Source organism: Acinetobacter sp. 2JN-4 (assembly GCF_003687745.1).
GTDB classification, from domain to species: Bacteria; Pseudomonadota; Gammaproteobacteria; order Pseudomonadales; family Moraxellaceae; genus Acinetobacter; species Acinetobacter halotolerans.
This window is the reverse complement of record NZ_RDNY01000005.1, coordinates 98,778-114,984: the sequence shown is the minus strand read 5'-3', so window position 1 is coordinate 114,984 and position 16,207 is coordinate 98,778. Positions and strand designations below refer to the sequence as shown.

The 16,207-nt window shown below is 40.7% G+C and carries 17 protein-coding genes; 12 read left to right on the top strand and 5 right to left on the bottom strand.

Annotated features, from left to right (window positions below; all coding sequences use genetic code 11):
- Window positions 1-79: 79 nt before the first annotated feature.
- Complete coding sequence (locus EAH57_RS09195; protein WP_416240489.1) at window positions 80-2,305, bottom strand: primosomal protein N'; 2,226 nt, start codon at window positions 2,303-2,305, stop codon at window positions 80-82.
- 214 nt (window positions 2,306-2,519) lie between these two features.
- Between EAH57_RS09195 and gspF the strand changes: the two genes are divergently transcribed.
- From gspF to EAH57_RS09180, 3 genes are all read left to right on the top strand, one after another.
- A complete protein-coding gene (gene gspF, locus EAH57_RS09190) occupies window positions 2,520-3,725 on the top strand; it encodes a type II secretion system inner membrane protein GspF (protein WP_121929796.1) in 1,206 nt (401 codons plus the stop codon).
- 8 nt (window positions 3,726-3,733) lie between these two features.
- Window positions 3,734-4,330 (top strand): type II secretion system major pseudopilin GspG, encoded by a 597-nt coding sequence (gspG, locus tag EAH57_RS09185; RefSeq protein ID WP_121929795.1) that lies wholly within the window; start codon window positions 3,734-3,736, stop codon window positions 4,328-4,330.
- A gap of 265 nt (window positions 4,331-4,595) precedes the next feature.
- Window positions 4,596-4,940, top strand: a complete 345-nt coding sequence (locus EAH57_RS09180; protein ID WP_004668433.1) for a hypothetical protein — start codon at window positions 4,596-4,598, stop codon at window positions 4,938-4,940.
- 52 nt (window positions 4,941-4,992) lie between these two features.
- On the opposite strand, the gene lnt is transcribed toward EAH57_RS09180, so the two are convergent.
- Together lnt and EAH57_RS09170 are read right to left on the bottom strand one after the other, a co-directional pair.
- The gene (lnt, locus tag EAH57_RS09175; RefSeq protein WP_121929794.1) at window positions 4,993-6,552 is read right to left on the bottom strand and encodes an apolipoprotein N-acyltransferase; all 1,560 of its coding nucleotides are present in this window, start codon (window positions 6,550-6,552) and stop codon (window positions 4,993-4,995) included.
- Window positions 6,549-7,388, bottom strand: a complete 840-nt coding sequence (locus tag EAH57_RS09170) for an HlyC/CorC family transporter (RefSeq protein ID WP_004668435.1) — start codon at window positions 7,386-7,388, stop codon at window positions 6,549-6,551. The genes lnt and EAH57_RS09170 overlap by 4 nt, the downstream gene beginning before the upstream one ends.
- 175 nt (window positions 7,389-7,563) lie before the next feature.
- On the opposite strand from EAH57_RS09170, the gene tusA reads away from it, so the two are divergent.
- Window positions 7,564-7,821: a sulfurtransferase TusA gene (gene tusA / locus EAH57_RS09165; RefSeq protein ID WP_121929793.1), complete on the top strand. Its 258-nt coding sequence runs from the start codon at window positions 7,564-7,566 to the stop codon at window positions 7,819-7,821.
- 119 nt (window positions 7,822-7,940) lie between these two features.
- Here tusA and EAH57_RS09160 read toward each other — a convergent pair whose 3' ends face one another.
- Window positions 7,941-8,555, bottom strand: a complete 615-nt coding sequence (locus tag EAH57_RS09160) for a DoxX family protein (RefSeq protein ID WP_121929792.1) — start codon at window positions 8,553-8,555, stop codon at window positions 7,941-7,943.
- Window positions 8,556-8,719: 164 nt separating this feature from the next.
- Here EAH57_RS09160 and EAH57_RS09155 point away from each other — a divergent pair, with 164 nt between their 5' ends.
- The 5 genes from EAH57_RS09155 (at window position 8,720) to EAH57_RS09135 (ending at window position 11,525) form a co-directional block, all read left to right on the top strand.
- Window positions 8,720-9,028 carry a hypothetical protein gene (locus EAH57_RS09155; RefSeq protein WP_121929791.1) on the top strand — a complete coding sequence of 103 codons (309 nt, stop codon included), beginning with the start codon at window positions 8,720-8,722 and terminating at the stop codon, window positions 9,026-9,028.
- A 79-nt stretch (window positions 9,029-9,107) separates the two neighbouring features.
- Window positions 9,108-9,950 carry a DUF692 domain-containing protein gene (locus tag EAH57_RS09150; RefSeq protein WP_121929790.1) on the top strand — a complete coding sequence of 281 codons (843 nt, stop codon included), beginning with the start codon at window positions 9,108-9,110 and terminating at the stop codon, window positions 9,948-9,950.
- 21 nt (window positions 9,951-9,971) lie between these two features.
- The gene (locus EAH57_RS09145; RefSeq protein WP_121929789.1) at window positions 9,972-10,721 is read left to right on the top strand and encodes a DNA-binding domain-containing protein; all 750 of its coding nucleotides are present in this window, start codon (window positions 9,972-9,974) and stop codon (window positions 10,719-10,721) included.
- A gap of 1 nt (window position 10,722) precedes the next feature.
- Window positions 10,723-11,340 carry an RNA polymerase factor sigma-70 gene (locus EAH57_RS09140; protein WP_121929788.1) on the top strand — a complete coding sequence of 206 codons (618 nt, stop codon included), beginning with the start codon at window positions 10,723-10,725 and terminating at the stop codon, window positions 11,338-11,340.
- Window positions 11,334-11,525 (top strand): zf-HC2 domain-containing protein, encoded by a 192-nt coding sequence (locus EAH57_RS09135; protein ID WP_121929787.1) that lies wholly within the window; start codon window positions 11,334-11,336, stop codon window positions 11,523-11,525. The genes EAH57_RS09140 and EAH57_RS09135 overlap by 7 nt, the downstream gene beginning before the upstream one ends.
- Window positions 11,526-11,604: 79 nt before the next feature.
- Here EAH57_RS09135 and EAH57_RS09130 read toward each other — a convergent pair whose 3' ends face one another.
- Window positions 11,605-13,317 carry an electron transfer flavoprotein-ubiquinone oxidoreductase gene (locus EAH57_RS09130; protein WP_121929786.1) on the bottom strand — a complete coding sequence of 571 codons (1,713 nt, stop codon included), beginning with the start codon at window positions 13,315-13,317 and terminating at the stop codon, window positions 11,605-11,607.
- Window positions 13,318-13,505: 188 nt separating this feature from the next.
- On the opposite strand from EAH57_RS09130, the gene EAH57_RS09125 reads away from it, so the two are divergent.
- The 3 genes from EAH57_RS09125 to EAH57_RS09115 all read left to right on the top strand — a co-directional run bounded on the left by EAH57_RS09125 (window position 13,506) and on the right by EAH57_RS09115 (window position 16,172).
- Window positions 13,506-14,117 (top strand): DUF1285 domain-containing protein, encoded by a 612-nt coding sequence (locus EAH57_RS09125; protein ID WP_121929785.1) that lies wholly within the window; start codon window positions 13,506-13,508, stop codon window positions 14,115-14,117.
- A gap of 44 nt (window positions 14,118-14,161) precedes the next feature.
- Entirely contained in the window at window positions 14,162-15,040 is an 879-nt protein-coding gene (gene murI, locus EAH57_RS09120) for a glutamate racemase (protein ID WP_121929784.1), read from the top strand.
- 103 nt (window positions 15,041-15,143) lie between these two features.
- Window positions 15,144-16,172 (top strand): DUF4062 domain-containing protein, encoded by a 1,029-nt coding sequence (locus EAH57_RS09115; protein ID WP_121929783.1) that lies wholly within the window; start codon window positions 15,144-15,146, stop codon window positions 16,170-16,172.
- Window positions 16,173-16,207 lie beyond the last annotated feature (35 nt).

The following is a 16,207-nucleotide window of genomic DNA, read 5'->3' as shown; positions in this document are numbered from 1 at the left end:
ATGAACCATGCAGGTTGTGAATGACATCTTCGAGTCTCATATTTCATGTGAGATTTTATGTCTGACATATTAAGTAGGGTTAACTAAACTCTTGTGGATCTACGTCAATCGACAGTCTGAGTTGATGTAGACGAGGTAAATGTACCACTTGTTGCCACCATTGGCGCAGATAAAAATGCAATTTTGCCCGATCAGCAGACAAAATCACCATGTGGGCACGGAAACGTCCTGCTTTTCTTTCCATCGGGGCAGGGATCGGTCCCCAGATATCGACTAGATCAGCAGCCATCGTTCTGAATTGTTGCGCGATTTCAGCTAAGAATTGTTGGCTATATGCTCGATCTTTAGATTCCACACGAACCAACACCGTATAACGATAAGGGGGCAGCATGGCGATCTTGCGTTCTGCTAGCATTTGCTTCGCGACAGTCCGATAGTCATGCTTAATCAAAGTGGTGAGCATTGGATGATCTGGGCGCAGGCTTTGTAAATAAACACTACCTTTATGTTCTCCACGACCTGCACGGCCTGCAACTTGAACGATCAATTGTGCAGTACGTTCAGGCGCACGTAGATCAACACTGAGCAAACCTGCATCAATGTCTAAAATCGCCACCAGCGTCACATGAGGGAAATGATGTCCTTTGGCCAACATTTGTGTACCCAACAAAATATTAGGTTTGTTCTGCTGAATACGATCATAAATTTTTTGCCAGCTTCCGACACGACTGGTACTGTCACGATCAACTCGAATGACCTCGTGATGAGGGAAAAGCTCTTGTAAGTGTTCTTCAAGTTTTGCCGTGCCCGCACCAATGGTTTTGAGCGTTTTCTTTTGGCATGCAGGGCAATCATCAGGTAGTCGATGAATCGTACCGCAATGATGACAATGCAAATAGTGATAAGGTTGAGAGTGCAGGGTAAAGTGGGCATCACAATGTGGGCAATTGGCTTGCCAACCACAACTTTCACACATCAGAATCGGTGCATAACCTCGACGATTGAGAAAGATCAGCACTTGTTCTTTGCGCTCTAAGGTGAGTTTGATCTGCTCGATTAAATTTTGGCTGATGCCATGTTTTTTCTTGGCAATTTTTAAATCAATTACATGCATTTTGGGGAGTACAGCGACGCCAGCACGTTGATTGAGTTCGAGCAAATGCAGTTTTCCAGATTCCACCAGATGATAACTATCAATACTTGGTGTTGCAGAACCTAGAATCACGGGGCAGCCTTGCAAATGTCCCCGATATAACGCGACATCGCGGGCATGATAGCGAAAGCCTTCTTGTTGTTTGTATGAGAGATCATGCTCTTCATCTAAGATGATTAAGCCGAGATGAGGAAGTGGCGTGTAGATCGCGGAGCGAGTACCAATAATGATTGAGGCTTTGCCTGCTTGCGCATGTTGCCATGCTTGTAAACGCTTTGAATCATTTAAACCAGAGTGCATCAATGCCACATCACAATGAAAGCGTGATTTAAAGCGAGCAACCGTTTGCGGAGTCAAACCAATCTCAGGCACCAGTACCAATACTTGTTTGCCTTGTTTTAATACCTCATACATCACCTGCAAATACACTTCGGTTTTACCGCTACCAGTTAAGCCATCGAGTAAAAAGGCTTGATAATGCTGTTGTGCTTTGAGGATCTGTTGAATGGCTTTTTTCTGATCTTCATTCGGGGTGAGTGGCACTTGTGCCAATTGCACAGGCGTCGGGGTGAAATCATGCGGTTCAAGACGACACTCAATCAGCCCCTTTTTTTCTAATGCTTTCAGTGTTGCTGTTTCTACGCCACTCAAATTTAAAATATTTTCAGTCGTGCCCTGCGGATGTAGTTTTAATACTTGGTAAGCATCATATTGTTTTTGAGAGCGTTTTAATAAAGCATCAGGGTTGTCGTGCGGTACAATACGCCACTGATGAAATAGAATATCTAAAGCACGTCCTTGTCTTAATAATGTGGGCAAAGCACTTTGCATGACTTCGCCAATGGGGAATTGATAATATTGCGCTGACCATGTCACCAAAGTTAAAACTTGCTGATCTATAATGACCTGCTGATCGAGTAGTTCAGTGATGGCTTTAAGCTTGAATTGTCCCGTAAATGGCTCGTTAGGATCAACTTTTTCAGTAATAATGCCAACAAGGTTTTGTCGACCAAAAGAAATTGCAACGCGTGCACCCACCTGTGCTTGTGCATATTGCTCAGCACTGACTGTGTAGTCAAACATGTCATACACAAATACAGGTATGGCGACTCGAATACGGTAAAGAATAGCGTTAGAATTTTCGGTAGGCATATAGGCTTTATTCATGTGTTAAATGGTACGATTTCATACCTTGTTTGGATCATTTTAGCTGATAAAGCAAGACATGGATGAAATATCAATCAGCCCTGTGCTACAGTGCTGTGCATAAGGTCAATCTGCCTCAGATGACTTGCGACACTTTGGCTTCTCATCCCTTACAAGGACGCAGCTTAACAACAACATTTTGGACAATTAGAACAGAACCATGCCAGCTTATCAATTTACTGCTATTGATGCTTCTGGAAAGCAACACAAAGGTGTGCTTGAGGGAGATTCCGCACGTCAAATTCGTCAACAGTTACGAGATAAAGCATGGACACCGATTGCGGTTGAAACCGTTGAACAAAAAGATAAACAACAACAGCAAGCATGGTTTAAAAAAGGCTTTAGTGCTTATGATTTAGCATTGATGACCCGTCAGCTTTCGGTACTGGTTGCTGCAGGTATTCCACTTGAAGAAGCATTACGTGCGGTCAGTAAACAAAGCGAAAAATCGCATGTGCAAAACTTACTGTCTTCCGTGCGCTCAAAAGTCATGGAAGGTCATTCGCTTGCACAAGCGATGCAACAATCAGGACGATTTCCTGAACTCTATATTGCAACGGTGGCAGCAGGTGAACGCTCAGGGCATTTAGATCTGATTTTAGATCAGCTTTCTGATTACACCGAAAATCGTTTTGCGATGCAAAAGAAAATTCAGGGTGCGATGATCTATCCGATTATCCTGATGTTGATGTCATTTGCGATCGTCATGGGGCTGATGACCTATGTGGTTCCTGAAATTGTAAAGACTTTTGAGCAGAGTAAAGAAGCGTTGCCATGGATTACGGTGTTGTTGATGAAAGCCAGTGCATTCATCAAGCAAACATGGATTGGGATATTGCTGTTGGCTTTTATTGTCATTGTATTATTCACACGCTTTTTACGAACCACCGCAGGGCACTATGCATTTGACCGATTAACGCTCAGATTGCCATTATTCGGTAAACTTTCACGTGGTATAAATGCGGCACGATTTGCCAGCACCCTGTCCATTCTGACTCGATCAGGCGTACCTTTAGTAGAAGCACTTCGCATTGGTGCAGAAGTGAGCAATAACTGGGTGGTACGTGATGCGATTCAAGTCGCAATGGAACGTGTAACAGAAGGTGGTAATTTGGCAACGCAGTTAGAGCGATGCGGTTATTTTCCACCAATGATGGTACAAATGATCCGAAGTGGTGAAGCATCAGGTGAATTGGATCGCATGTTAGACCGTGCATCTACGATGCAGGATCGCGAGGTCACCACATTTATATCAACGATGTTGGCGTTGCTTGAACCTTTGATGCTGGTTTTTATGGCGGCGATTGTCTTGGTGATTGTCATTGCGGTTATGTTGCCAATTATTAATATGAATAATATGATCTAGGAAATTTGATGTTTGAGATGAAAATGAATAATTTAATGAATAAACACAATGTTGAAAATAGTTTGAATCCTGATACTCGCAGCATAGCCCCTCGTCTTGTGGCATCGTTTAACGCTGAGCAGAATCTTAATCCTGCTACTCGAAGCATAGCTCCTCGTCTTGCGGCACGTTCGAGCGCTGCTCGAATGAATCGTGCCTCAGGCTTCACCCTCATTGAAGTAATGGTGGTGATTGTAATTTTAGGTGTTTTAGCGGCACTGATCGTACCCAATGTGATGGGGCGTGGTGAAAAAGCCAAAGTCGATACCACTAGTATTACTTTAAAAGGTGTGGCTGGCGCATTAGATCAATATAAACTAGATAATGGTCGTTACCCATCAATGCAGGATGGTGGTTTGGACGCTTTGGTTAATCAACCAGCATCTGCAAAAAACTGGTTACCGGGTGGTTATGTTAAAGGTGGTTATCCGAAAGACAGTTGGGAAAATGATTTGCAATATGTGATGCCTGGCCGTGAAGGTCGTTCATTTGATTTATATTCGTTTGGTGCGGATGGTAAAGAAGGTGGTGAAGGCAATGATGCGGATATTTATTATCAGCCATAATTTTTAACTCAAGATATCACTTCATTCAATCACTAAATAAATCAAGAGTGAAGTGATAATGTTTCTTGATTCCAAAATATAATCTAAATATTTGAAATGTAAAAATATAATAAAATACTGATTATTTGATAGTTATAATAAGAACTATTCCCATATTTAATCGTTACAAGAAAAAGAAATTATGCATAAAAATAGTCTTTTCCTTTAGTTCAAAGCTTTGCATAATAAATCTAAATCATAAATATGATATATGGGGAGGTCGCAGATGAAAGCTTTTTTTGTGTTGGATGAACTGAATCAGTTTCATTGGGCCATGCTTAAATCTGTGTTGCTCATTTTAAGCTTGTTGCCGATTAGTCAAGCTGCATTAAATCTGTGGCAAACAACGGAAGGCAGTAGCCAAATCATGATTGGCTTTTTTGCACTAAGTATGTTGAGTGCTTGGTTTGTACTTTGCTTTTTAAGTGCTTTGAAAACCAGTGTTTGGGATAATAAAGCATTCATTTCTAATTATGAGCAGCTTTTGTTTAAAGCCTATCGCTATATTCCGATGTTATTTTTATCCAGTTTAGTGGCGTATTTAAGTGTGCAATTATCACTGGTATTTTGATTTTTTATTGATTCAAAAAAAGAGCGTTTTATTTTAAAACGCTCTTTTTATCTTATCGCCGTGACTTGAACGAAACATCCACCTTGCGAGGACGATAGAACCAACCCATTATCAGTAAAAGAACTGAAAAGATCAGGATCGGGTAATCACTTAAACGGCTATATAGCGTTTGCCCTTGCATGGCGGGTAAATCGCCACGTAGCACAAACTCTTGATCGACTGGCGCTTGCTTAACAATATGACCATGATGGTCAATAAACGCAGTAACACCTGTATTGGTGGCACGGATAAACCAACGACCATTTTCTTTGGCGCGCATTTGTACCATTTGCAAATGTTGCCAAGGTCCTGCTGTACCGGTAAACCAAGCATCATTAGAAACGGTAATTAAAAAGTCACTATTCAATGCATTACGACGCGTAAGGTTTGGATAGGCAACTTCGTAGCAAATCGCCGCAGCTAAAGCATGTCCTTTCACCGTTAAGGGTTTTTGATTCGCTTCACCCCGAGAAAAACCAGCCATACTGACATCATTTTGCATGGCGGGTAGTACCCATTTCAGCAGCCCTGATAAAGGAATATATTCACCAAATGGAACCAAGCGTTGTTTCTTGTATAAACCAGAAGAGTCGCTGCCAGACGCCATAATGCTATTGTAGTATTGAGGTTCGCCAACTTGTTGTGATTTAGGTATATCCCAATATGGAATACCTGTCACCCATGCACTCCCTGATGCTTGGGCTTGGCTATCCATTGCCGCTAAGAATTCAGGAATATCTGTCTGAAATAACGGAATTGAAGACTCAGGCCAAACAATTAGGTCGCGGCCCCATTCTTTACGCGTTAGCGTTGCATAAATTTCGAGGGTCTTGATCTGGTATTCAGTTAACCATTTAAGATCTTGTGGAATATTGCCTTGAAGCAACGAAACACTGAGCGGTTTAGCTGCTTTAGGTTGTACGAATTGAATATATCCGACAGCCCATGCACCTAAGACTAACAATACCGATGGAATCGCCCAAAACCAACGTCGACTTAAAATCTCGACCAAGGCACAAGCAAGTACAATCACCACGAATGAAACGGCATAAACACCAAATAATGGTGCATAGCCATCTAGTAGTCGTTCAGTAAAGGCATAGCCTGCAAATAACCATGGAAAACCAGTAAATATCCATGTTTTTGCCCATTCAAACAATACCCACAGTGGTGCAAAAGTCAGTGGTGTTTCTGGGAAAAAACGACGATACAACCATGTTTGAAAAGCAGTAAATAATCCCATCAACAGCGCCATAACGACGATCATCAGCACACTGAGAATCGCACTGGTATCGCCATAGACGTGAATTGAAGTGTAGAGCCAAAATGCCCCAACAAACCATAAACCAAATCCATAGGCCCAGCCTAAAACGAAAGCTTGTTTAGGACTACGTTGGCGTAACACCGCATATAGCAATGCGGGGGACAAAATCGCCAACCACCAAAAATAATAAGGTGCAAGAGCCAAACTAAAGATTGCACCCGATATGAGTGCAATCAACAGTGGAACGATAAAGGGGAGCTGTTTTTGCGGTTGGGAAGGATTTAACAGCTTTTCAAAATATGTTCTCATGAACGGACAGCTCGAATCAGATGAATAGTGCGTGCATCTGCTTCAATAATGGTAAATTGCCAGTCGTCAAGCTCAATGGTTTGACCTTGTAAATCACTGACTAAACCGATTTCTTGTAGCAGCAGGCCGCCCATAGTTTCAACTTCATCATCAGAAAAATCAGCATTTAAAATTGTGTTGAAATGTTCAATTGGTGTAAGCGCCTGAACGATCCATGTATTCGCTGTGGTTGGGTCATTGTCTGGCACGATATATAAAGCTTCTTCATCTGCAATATCATGTTCGTCTTCGATTTCACCCACAATTTCTTCAAGAATGTCTTCGAGTGTCACTAAACCAGACGTTGAACCATATTCATCAATCACAATTGCAATGTGTGTTTGCGTATTTTTTAACATTCGCAACACTTGGTCAGTACGCGCACTTTCAGGGACAAAGACTGGCTGACGCATTAAGGCACGAATATCGACTTTAACATTGCGATCAGTTAAAAACGGTAAAAGGTCTTTTGCGAGTAGAACACCAACGACATTATCGGTTTGATCTGCTGAAAATACAGGGAAACGTGAATGTGCTGAATCAATGAGAACATCCAAGATATCGAGTAGCTGGTCATCTTCTTGTAAGCTAATCATCGCTGTACGCGGGGTCATGACTTCTCGAATCTTTGTTGCTGGCAGATCAAGAACACCCTCAAGCATAGCAACAGTATCTGGCTCTAAAAAGCGACGTGAGTCTTGGACTAACTTGAGTAATTCATCGCGGGTTTCAGGTGCGGTACCTAACCATTTTCTTAGGCCGCGCATACCCCACGACGGACTGGATTCCTCGATCATGATCTTTCCTAAAGACTCTCTATATCAATTAGATGATTTTCATCATACCGAAGAAAAAGCAGATATGCATCAATAAAACGATGCAAAAAACGTACAGTTTTTCAGAATGGAGTGATTGATTTCTAAATCGTTGCTTTATGTTAAAATACAAAAATTCGAATATTTGAGTTTTATGATGTCTGAACAATCAAAACTTGCTACTGTTCAACTTAATACGAGAGGGTTACGTTGCCCTGAGCCTGTGATGATGTTACATCAAGCGATCCGTAGAGCAAAGTCAGGTGATGTTGTTGAAGTGTTTGCAACCGATCCTTCCACGTCATGGGATATTCCCAAGTTTTGTATGCATTTGGGACATGAGTTATTGCTCAAAGAAGAAAGTCTGGATGAGCATAGCAACACTGAATATCGTTATTTGGTGCAGAAAGGTTAAATAAGCTTTTGCCTTAGACTATTTTAAAGTAGGTTTTAAAACCGAGTTTTTTCAAACGGGTTCTGATGCTCAGCATGGCTAGATCGAACTAAGCCATGCGACTGTTTTATATCATTCTCTTACTTTCTAAATTTATTAATATATCGAGATAGCCAATAATCGGAACTAAAATACCGACCTCCGCCAAGAACAATCAAAGCCAACAACATAATTAAATAAGTTGCAGCAAATTCGATTCCATTATTTAAAATCACGAATGAACCACTAGACGTAAGCCAATCATAATTTCCGTAATTATGTAAAATCTCTCTCGCTTTCTCTAATTTTTCTGCGGACTCTATCACTTGCATATTTGCAAAAGGAGCATTGGGATCAGCAATCGCTTGCCAACCATTGGGAAGATGTACAGTGATGATTGCAACGATCATGGTAATGATCAGTGGAATACTTATTAAACGAGTAAATAGTCCAAGTGCTAATAATATCGCGCCACCAAGTTCTGCTGAAGTTGCAAGTACAGCCATCAGGGTAGGCAAGGGCAAGCCTAAGCCCCAATCGGAATTGCCAAACCATTCAACCGTATCATTAAAATGCATGAGCTTATTTTGCCCAGCCATCCAGAAAATAGGAACGAGATAGATTCTTAGCGCGAGTGCAACGATCCCATCAAAATGTCTAAAGTGTTGTAGGTATTTTTGATAGCGTTGTAATACTGAGTTGATTAAGTACTTCATGAGAATTTCACACTGGGTAGCATTCAATGATTATTAGTCGGTTGAAGAGTTAATTTATTACAATAATTTTTTTAGTTTTAACTGTAATAAATGGATTGGTCTCTCGTCTAATGATATGTACCGTAGTACAAACTTAAAAATTGACTCAAAAAAGGAACTCCAAAATGAATAAATTAAACTCAATGACTTCAGTCGCTGCATTGGTTGCACTTTCGATGGTTGGTGCGACAGCGAATGTTTCAGCAGCGTCAACTACCACTGAAACACATGTGACTAAAACTGCAGATGCAAAATGTGGTGAAGCAAAATGTGGCGCTGATAAGGCAAAAAAACAACATAAAACCACGGAAGCCAAATGCGGCGCTGATAAAAAAACTGCTGAAGCAAAGTGTGGAGCAACACATAAAGCAACAGATGCAAAATGCGGTGCTGATAAAAAAGCATCTGATGGCAAATGCGGTGCTGCCAAATAGTTTGCTCGAGAATCAACAAGCTAACGAGTGATGCAAATCGATTTAATCTTGATTTGCATCATTCAATAAGGAATATTTCATGACGGCTTTAACGGGTGTGGGTTTAGGTTTAAGGCGTGATTTTATTGATACCTTTTTACAGGCTGATCAATATCCAGATTTTATAGAAGTCGCACCTGAAAATTGGATGGGTTTTGGCGGTCGACATGCAAAGCTACTCCAACAATGTGCTGAAAAAGCACCTCTGATTTGTCATGGTCTGTCTTTATCGATTGGTGGCCCACATCCACTCAATATCGAATTTATTCAACAGATAAAAACATTTTTAAAACGCTATCAGGTAAGTACTTATTCAGAGCACTTAAGCTATACCAATGATGGTGGCTATTTATATGATTTATTACCGATCCCGATGACTGAAGACGCAGTGCGCTATGTATCAGAACGCATTCTTCGTGTACAAGATATCCTTGGGCAAAAGTTGGTGCTTGAAAATGTCTCAACTTATCTCATGCCGCATGCTGAAATGAGTGAGGCAGAGTTTGTTGCTGAAGTCATTAAGCAGTCGGACTGTGAATTACTTTTAGATGTAAACAATGTCTACGTTAACAGTATTAATCATCATAGCAATCCTTATGAGTTTATCAAAAAGATGCCCCGAGATCGCATCCGATATTTGCATATTGCTGGTCATGAGCAAGTGAGTGATGACTTATTAATTGATACACATGGGGCAGAGATTGGTGATCCAGTTTGGGAATTGTTGGAGTTTACTTATCAACAACACGGTGTGAAGCCGACATTATTAGAACGTGATTTTAATATTCCGACATGGCAAGAATTACAAGATGAGCTTGTAACGATTCAAAGTATACAAAAACAATTTTTATTTGCGTCGTCATTGTCTGGAACATCATGCTGAACAGGATTATGAGGATACAAAATGAATAATAAACTCCAGTCTTTTCAAGATAGTCAACACGCATTTTGTGATTGGATACGCGATCCCAAACAACCAATACCTCAATCCTTTGAAACTGAGCGTATGCGTGTTTATAGAGAATTATTATTTAATAATGTAAGTTCTTTTATTGACTTAGTTTATCCGGTTGCGCGATCAATATTGCCAAAAGAAACGTGGCAATGTCTTTTAGACGAATTTTTTCAAAAATCTATAAATCAATCGCCCTTCTATAATGAGATTTCACTACAATTTAGAGAGTATTTAAGCGAACAGCAGCATCCAGTTTTACAGGATTATCCTTGGCTCGCTGAATTACTACAATATGAATGGCTAGAGCTTTATTTAGACACTTTAGAAATCTCAGAGAAGCAATGTGTTCAAGCACCTGTATGGCAATTTAAAACTCAAGTTTGGGTTTTGGTATATCAATATCCAGTTTATCGATGGGCAATCAACCAAACTGATCTTGAGCAAGATCCAAGTGCAATCATGGTATGGAGAAATCAAAATGATCAGGTTTGTGTCGAAGCGCTTTCACCATTATTTGCTTTTTTAATTGAAAAACTACATCAACAGCCTTTATCTGAGTTTGAGCTTTGCGAGCTTATAAGTGCAACGCTACCTGATTTGTCATCACATGAAATTCTTTTACAAGTTAATACTTTATCTAATTTATTAACCCAGTTGGAGTTGATTGATATGCCCAAAAACTCGATAACCGAGGATTGAAATGTCTCTAGCCTCAGTTGAAAATGTTGATCTGAATCAGCAATTAAAAAATACAGAATATTTAACTGATCTTAGACAGCAAATGATGAAATTTGCAGTTTTACAACTTGCATCATTTCATCAAGCTGAGGATGTGGTTCAAGAAGCTTTGTTGAGCGCCTTGCAGCATGTTGCATCTTTTTCTGGCCGTGCTGCTTTTAAAACTTGGGTATTTGCGATTTTAAAAAATAAGATTGTTGATTTAATTCGGCAAAAGACTCGCCTCGTTACAATGAGTGAGTTATTCAATGATGATGAAAGTGAGCTAAGTGTCGATGCATTATTTGACGCTGCTGGGCACTGGCATAAATCCGAAAGACCTCAAGCATGGCAAAGTCCTGAGGAAATGATGGAGCAGCATGATTTTTGGGTTGTTCTTGATGCCTGTTTAAATCATTTGCCTGCGAAGTATGCGCAAGTATTTATGTTAAGAGAGATGATTGAACTGAGTTCTGATGAAATATGCGCAAAGCTGGGACTCAGTACTTCTCATCTTAATGTTTTGATGTACCGTAGCCGAGCAAGGTTACGTGAGTGTTTGGAAAATAAATGGTTACTCAAGGAGGATTGCTCATGTTGACTTGTCGACAAGCGACGCAATTACTTTCTGAACAGCAGGATAGGCAATTGGTATTTAAAGAGCAAAGTGCTTTGCAGCTCCATGTAATGATGTGCCGTTCATGTCGTCGTTTTGGAAAGCAAATGAAAATATTAAGCCTACTTACTAAAGAATTTAAAAAAGTTGATGAAGTGAAAAACGACTAGACAATAAAAAGCCTCATATTTTATGAGGCTTTCTTGGCTTAATTTGCGCTAAAAACTTAATTTCAGCGCAAATTAAAAATTACATATTCGGATAGTTTGGACCACCGCCACCTTCAGGTGTTACCCAAGTAATGTTCTGTGATGGATCTTTGATATCACATGTCTTACAGTGAACACAGTTCGCAGCGTTAATTTGGAAACGCTTAGAACCATCATCATTTTCCATGACTTCATACACACCAGCAGGGCAGTAACGCTGTGCAGGCTCATCCCACTTCGGCAAATTAACCTGAATTGGTGTTTCAGGATTGGTCAACTTTAAGTGAGCAGGTTGGTTTTCTTCATGCACTGTATTCGATACAAATACAGATGATAAACGGTCAAAAGTAAGTTTGCCATCTGGTTTTGGATAGTTCGGCTTGAACGTTGAAGCATCCACTGTTTTCAGTGTTGCATAATCTTGTTTTAAGTCATGCAAGGTAAATGGTACTTTAAAGACATTTTGATCCACAAAGTTAAATGCACCACCAATCCATGTACCAAACTTATGCATCGCAGGACCGAAGTTACGTGCTTTATACAACTCTTCTTTCAACCAAGAATTGTCATATTTTTCAGTATAAGCGGTGAGTTCTTTGGCAAAGTGATCGTCGCCTTCAGTAACACGTGCAATCGCAAGATCACCACCTTTAGCAACACCCGCAGCAATCGCTTCAAATACCGCCTCACCACATAACATGCCTGACTTCATGGCAGTGTGTGAGCCTTTGATTTTTGAGAAGTTCAAGAAACCAGCATCATCACCGATCAAGCAACCGCCTGGGAATGTCAATTTAGGTAAAGAGTTAAAGCCGCCTTTGACAACAGCACGTGCGCCGTAAGAAATACGTTTGCCGCCTTCTAAGAACTGTTTTATAACTGGATGGGTCTTCCAACGCTGCATTTCCATAAATGGATACATGTGTGGATTTTCATAAGAAAGATCGACAATCATACCCAAAGTTACTTGGTTGTTTTCAGCGTGATACAACCACCAACCACCAGCAGAACCAGTTTCAGACAATGGCCAGCCAGCGCCATGCATTACAAGACCTGGTTTGTGTTTTGCAGGATCAATTTCCCAAAGCTCTTTAATCCCGATACCATAATGCTGTGGATCAACATCACGATCCAATGCAAAACCTGCAATCAGGCGTTTACCAAGATGACCACGGCAGCCTTCTGCGAATAAAGTGTATTTCGCATGCAATTCATAACCCGGTGCAAAGTTATGGGTAGGTTGACCATCTTTGCCAATCCCCATATCACCTGTTTGAATCCCTTTTACGGTACCATCTTCGTGGTAAAGGATTTCACTTGCTGCAAAACCAGGAAAGATTGATACTTCTAGTTCTTCCGCTTTTTGACCTAACCAACGCACGACATTACCGAGAGAAATAACATAGTTCCCTTCGTTATGCATTGATTTAGGAACCATCCAATACGGCATTTTTTGTGATTTAGTATCAGATAATAAGAAATACGTTTCGTCGTCCGTCACAGGGACATTCAGAGGCGCACCTTCTTCTTTCCAATTTGGGAACAATTCATTCATGGCACGTGGTTCAAGTACAGCACCAGAAAGGATATGCGCACCTACTTCAGAGCCTTTTTCAACAACACAAACAGAAAGGTCAGGTAGGTTGTTTTCAATCGCTAATTGACGAATTTTAATCGCAGCAGATAAACCCGCAGGCCCTGCACCTACGATCACTACGTCAAACTCCATCGCTTCACGTTCGATGTGTTCCATGTAGGACTCCTCATATTTTTAGGGGTGGCAACCGTAATATTGTGATTCGGTGCTGCCATGAGTGTTCTGAATTGCCAAACACAAAAAGAATCTATTGTGCTTGCAAACGTTTGGGATAGTATAGTTTTAAACCTTGATCTCGCCAATTGGCTGAGCGGTCATATTTTCTCGTCAGCAAGGCATAAACTATGATAAATGAAAATGATTCTTCACAGAATACAGGAAAAATCGTGTTTCCTGATGATAAAAACTTAATGAACATTGCACAATACTTAAAAGATGTACAGCAAAGTCACAAAAGGTCAATTCCACCTTTAGACCAATGGCATCCAAAACATTGTGGCAAAATGGATTTGAAGATAAAAGCCAACGGTGAATGGTGGCACGAAGGTCAATTGATCAAACGACAAACATTGCTTGATCTGTTTAGCAAAGTATTGTGGAAAGAAGAAGGCAAATTCTATCTCAAGACACCAGTTGAACAGATTGAAATTGAAGTCGAAGATGAGCCGTTATTGATTAATCAAGCGGATCAGGTTGAAATCGAAGGCAAGACCTATTTACAACTCACGACCACCAATCAAGATGTGGTGATTGTGGATCAACAACATCCTATTTTTATGCGTGAATATGCTGGCGAATTGCGTCCTTATGTTCATGTACGCTTTGGGATGAATGCCTTGATTCAGCGGCAGAGTTTTTATCATCTGATTAACTACGGTAACTTGTCTGAAAATGCGCAAGGTGAGGCTGTTTTGACATTAAAAAGTGGTGATTTGGTCTTGCATTTAAGCACCTGAGGTTTAAGCTTAAAAGAGCGAATAAACAAGTGCCAAGTATTTGTATGACAGCCGTTCAACCTATGCCGCTTTTATTAGACCCTATGCCAAATGCGTCCTCAGATGCGCCGATTGGGATTTTTGATTCAGGGGTCGGCGGATTGTCTGTTGCGCAAGAGATTGCTCGACATTTACCGAATGAACAGATTCTCTATTATGCTGATACTAAACATGTCCCGTATGGCGCACGTTCGGATCAGGAAATTCGCCAACTAACGGCGCAGGCGATCGAATGGCTTTATCGACAGGGCTGTAAAATCGCAGTGGTTGCCTGTAATACAGCTTCAGCCTTTAGTTTAGATTATTTGCGTGATCATTATGGTGAGCGTTTCCCGATAGTAGGTTTGGTTCCTGCCTTGAAGCCCGCCGTGATACAGTCGCAATCGAAAGTGGTGGCCGTGCTTGCAACACCAGCAACGCTTCGTGGTCAATTGATTAAAGACGTAATGTCTAAATTTGCAGAACCTGCTGGCGTGAAAGTCTTAATGGTAACCAGTTTAGAGCTTGTTCCTTTTGTGGAAGCTGGTCTGCAAATGAGTGACGCTTGCTTAGCTGTGCTGCAACAGATTTTACAACCTGTGGTCGAGCAAGAGGCCGATTTTTTAGTATTGGGTTGTACCCATTATCCTTTTTTAAAAAATGCGATTCGTCAGATTTTTGATGAAAAGTTAGAATTAATTGATTCTGGACAAGCAGTTGCGAGACAAACCTCATATATTTTAATTAAAAATGGGTTATTATGTGACAAAACACGTCATAATATTTCGCGTATTGAATGTTTTGTCAGTGGTAATAATGCTGCCGTATTAGAACCAGTACTGCAGCGCCTTATATCAGAACAATTAACATGGACGATTCAAAATTTGGACGATGTGGTTGCATGAATGTGCTCAATCGATCCATATTTTATATTTTATTAGGGTCATCTTTTAACAAAAATCAAGATTAGAACTTGATATTATTGATAAGTGAATTGGGGCTTAGCCTATGCAAGATACTCGTTATCAAGTCTTTATTTCGTCATCTGGTCATGAAATGCAGCCAGAACGAGCGGTTTTAGCCCAGACTTTGGTTGGTATGGGTTTTTTCTCTTGGGGGTTAGAACAGCGTACGCCACTGAGTACTTCTATTGCTCGTCGTCAAATTGATGATTGTGATTATGTGGTGATCTTATTGGGAAGTCAGTATGGTGAGCAGTCAGTTTCAGGTGTTGGGTATATGCATCTGGAATATATTTATGCGATGACCAAACAAAAACCGATTGTTGTGTTTATGCATGAAGACCCTGAATCAAGGGAGGAAAAATTGCATGACCATAAATCGGAGTTAAAAGAAAAGTTCAAAGAGTTTAGAAAGCAGCTGCAACATGAAGTCGATCAAGTCTTTTGCTATCGGACTTTAAGAGATTTAGAGCTGGCGGTGCGTTCAGGCATGCCGCAAATGTTAGAACGCTATCCTGTGGTCGGTTGGGTACGTCCTCAAAATACCCAAGTGTTACGCGACGAAATTGATACTTTGCGCGCTAAAGTCAAACAACTTGAAACAGAGCTTGGTAGTCGAGAGGCAGATCCACTGACCAGCGTACCGAAAGTCTCGATGTATGAACTATATGCCTTTGAATATCGTATGCATGCTTATCAAGATGGCAACTTCAAAGAAGTCAAACCTCATCGAAAAATGACATGGGCGCAGTTGTTAAATGTACTGGGGACTGCATTTGTGATCCCTACGCCAGAAGAATATTTTTCGAAGCGCATGAACGAATATTTAAATGAGACAGGTTTGGATGATGCGCGGAAAGAAATGCCAAGAGCACATGCTGTGTCACGTGCTCAACTGAATATTCGAGCGTTGCACGAGATCAAATTGCAAATGCGCCAAAATGAATGGATTATTCCGACAGGACGGGATGATCGCCAACGAATGCTTTGGCAATTAACGGCAAAAGGCCAGAAACTTCTAGAAAGTAATGTTTTAGATAGTAATCGGATTTTTCAGTTTAAAACGATGCATTAATCCAATTTATAAAAAGGCGCGAAAACTGCTAAAGT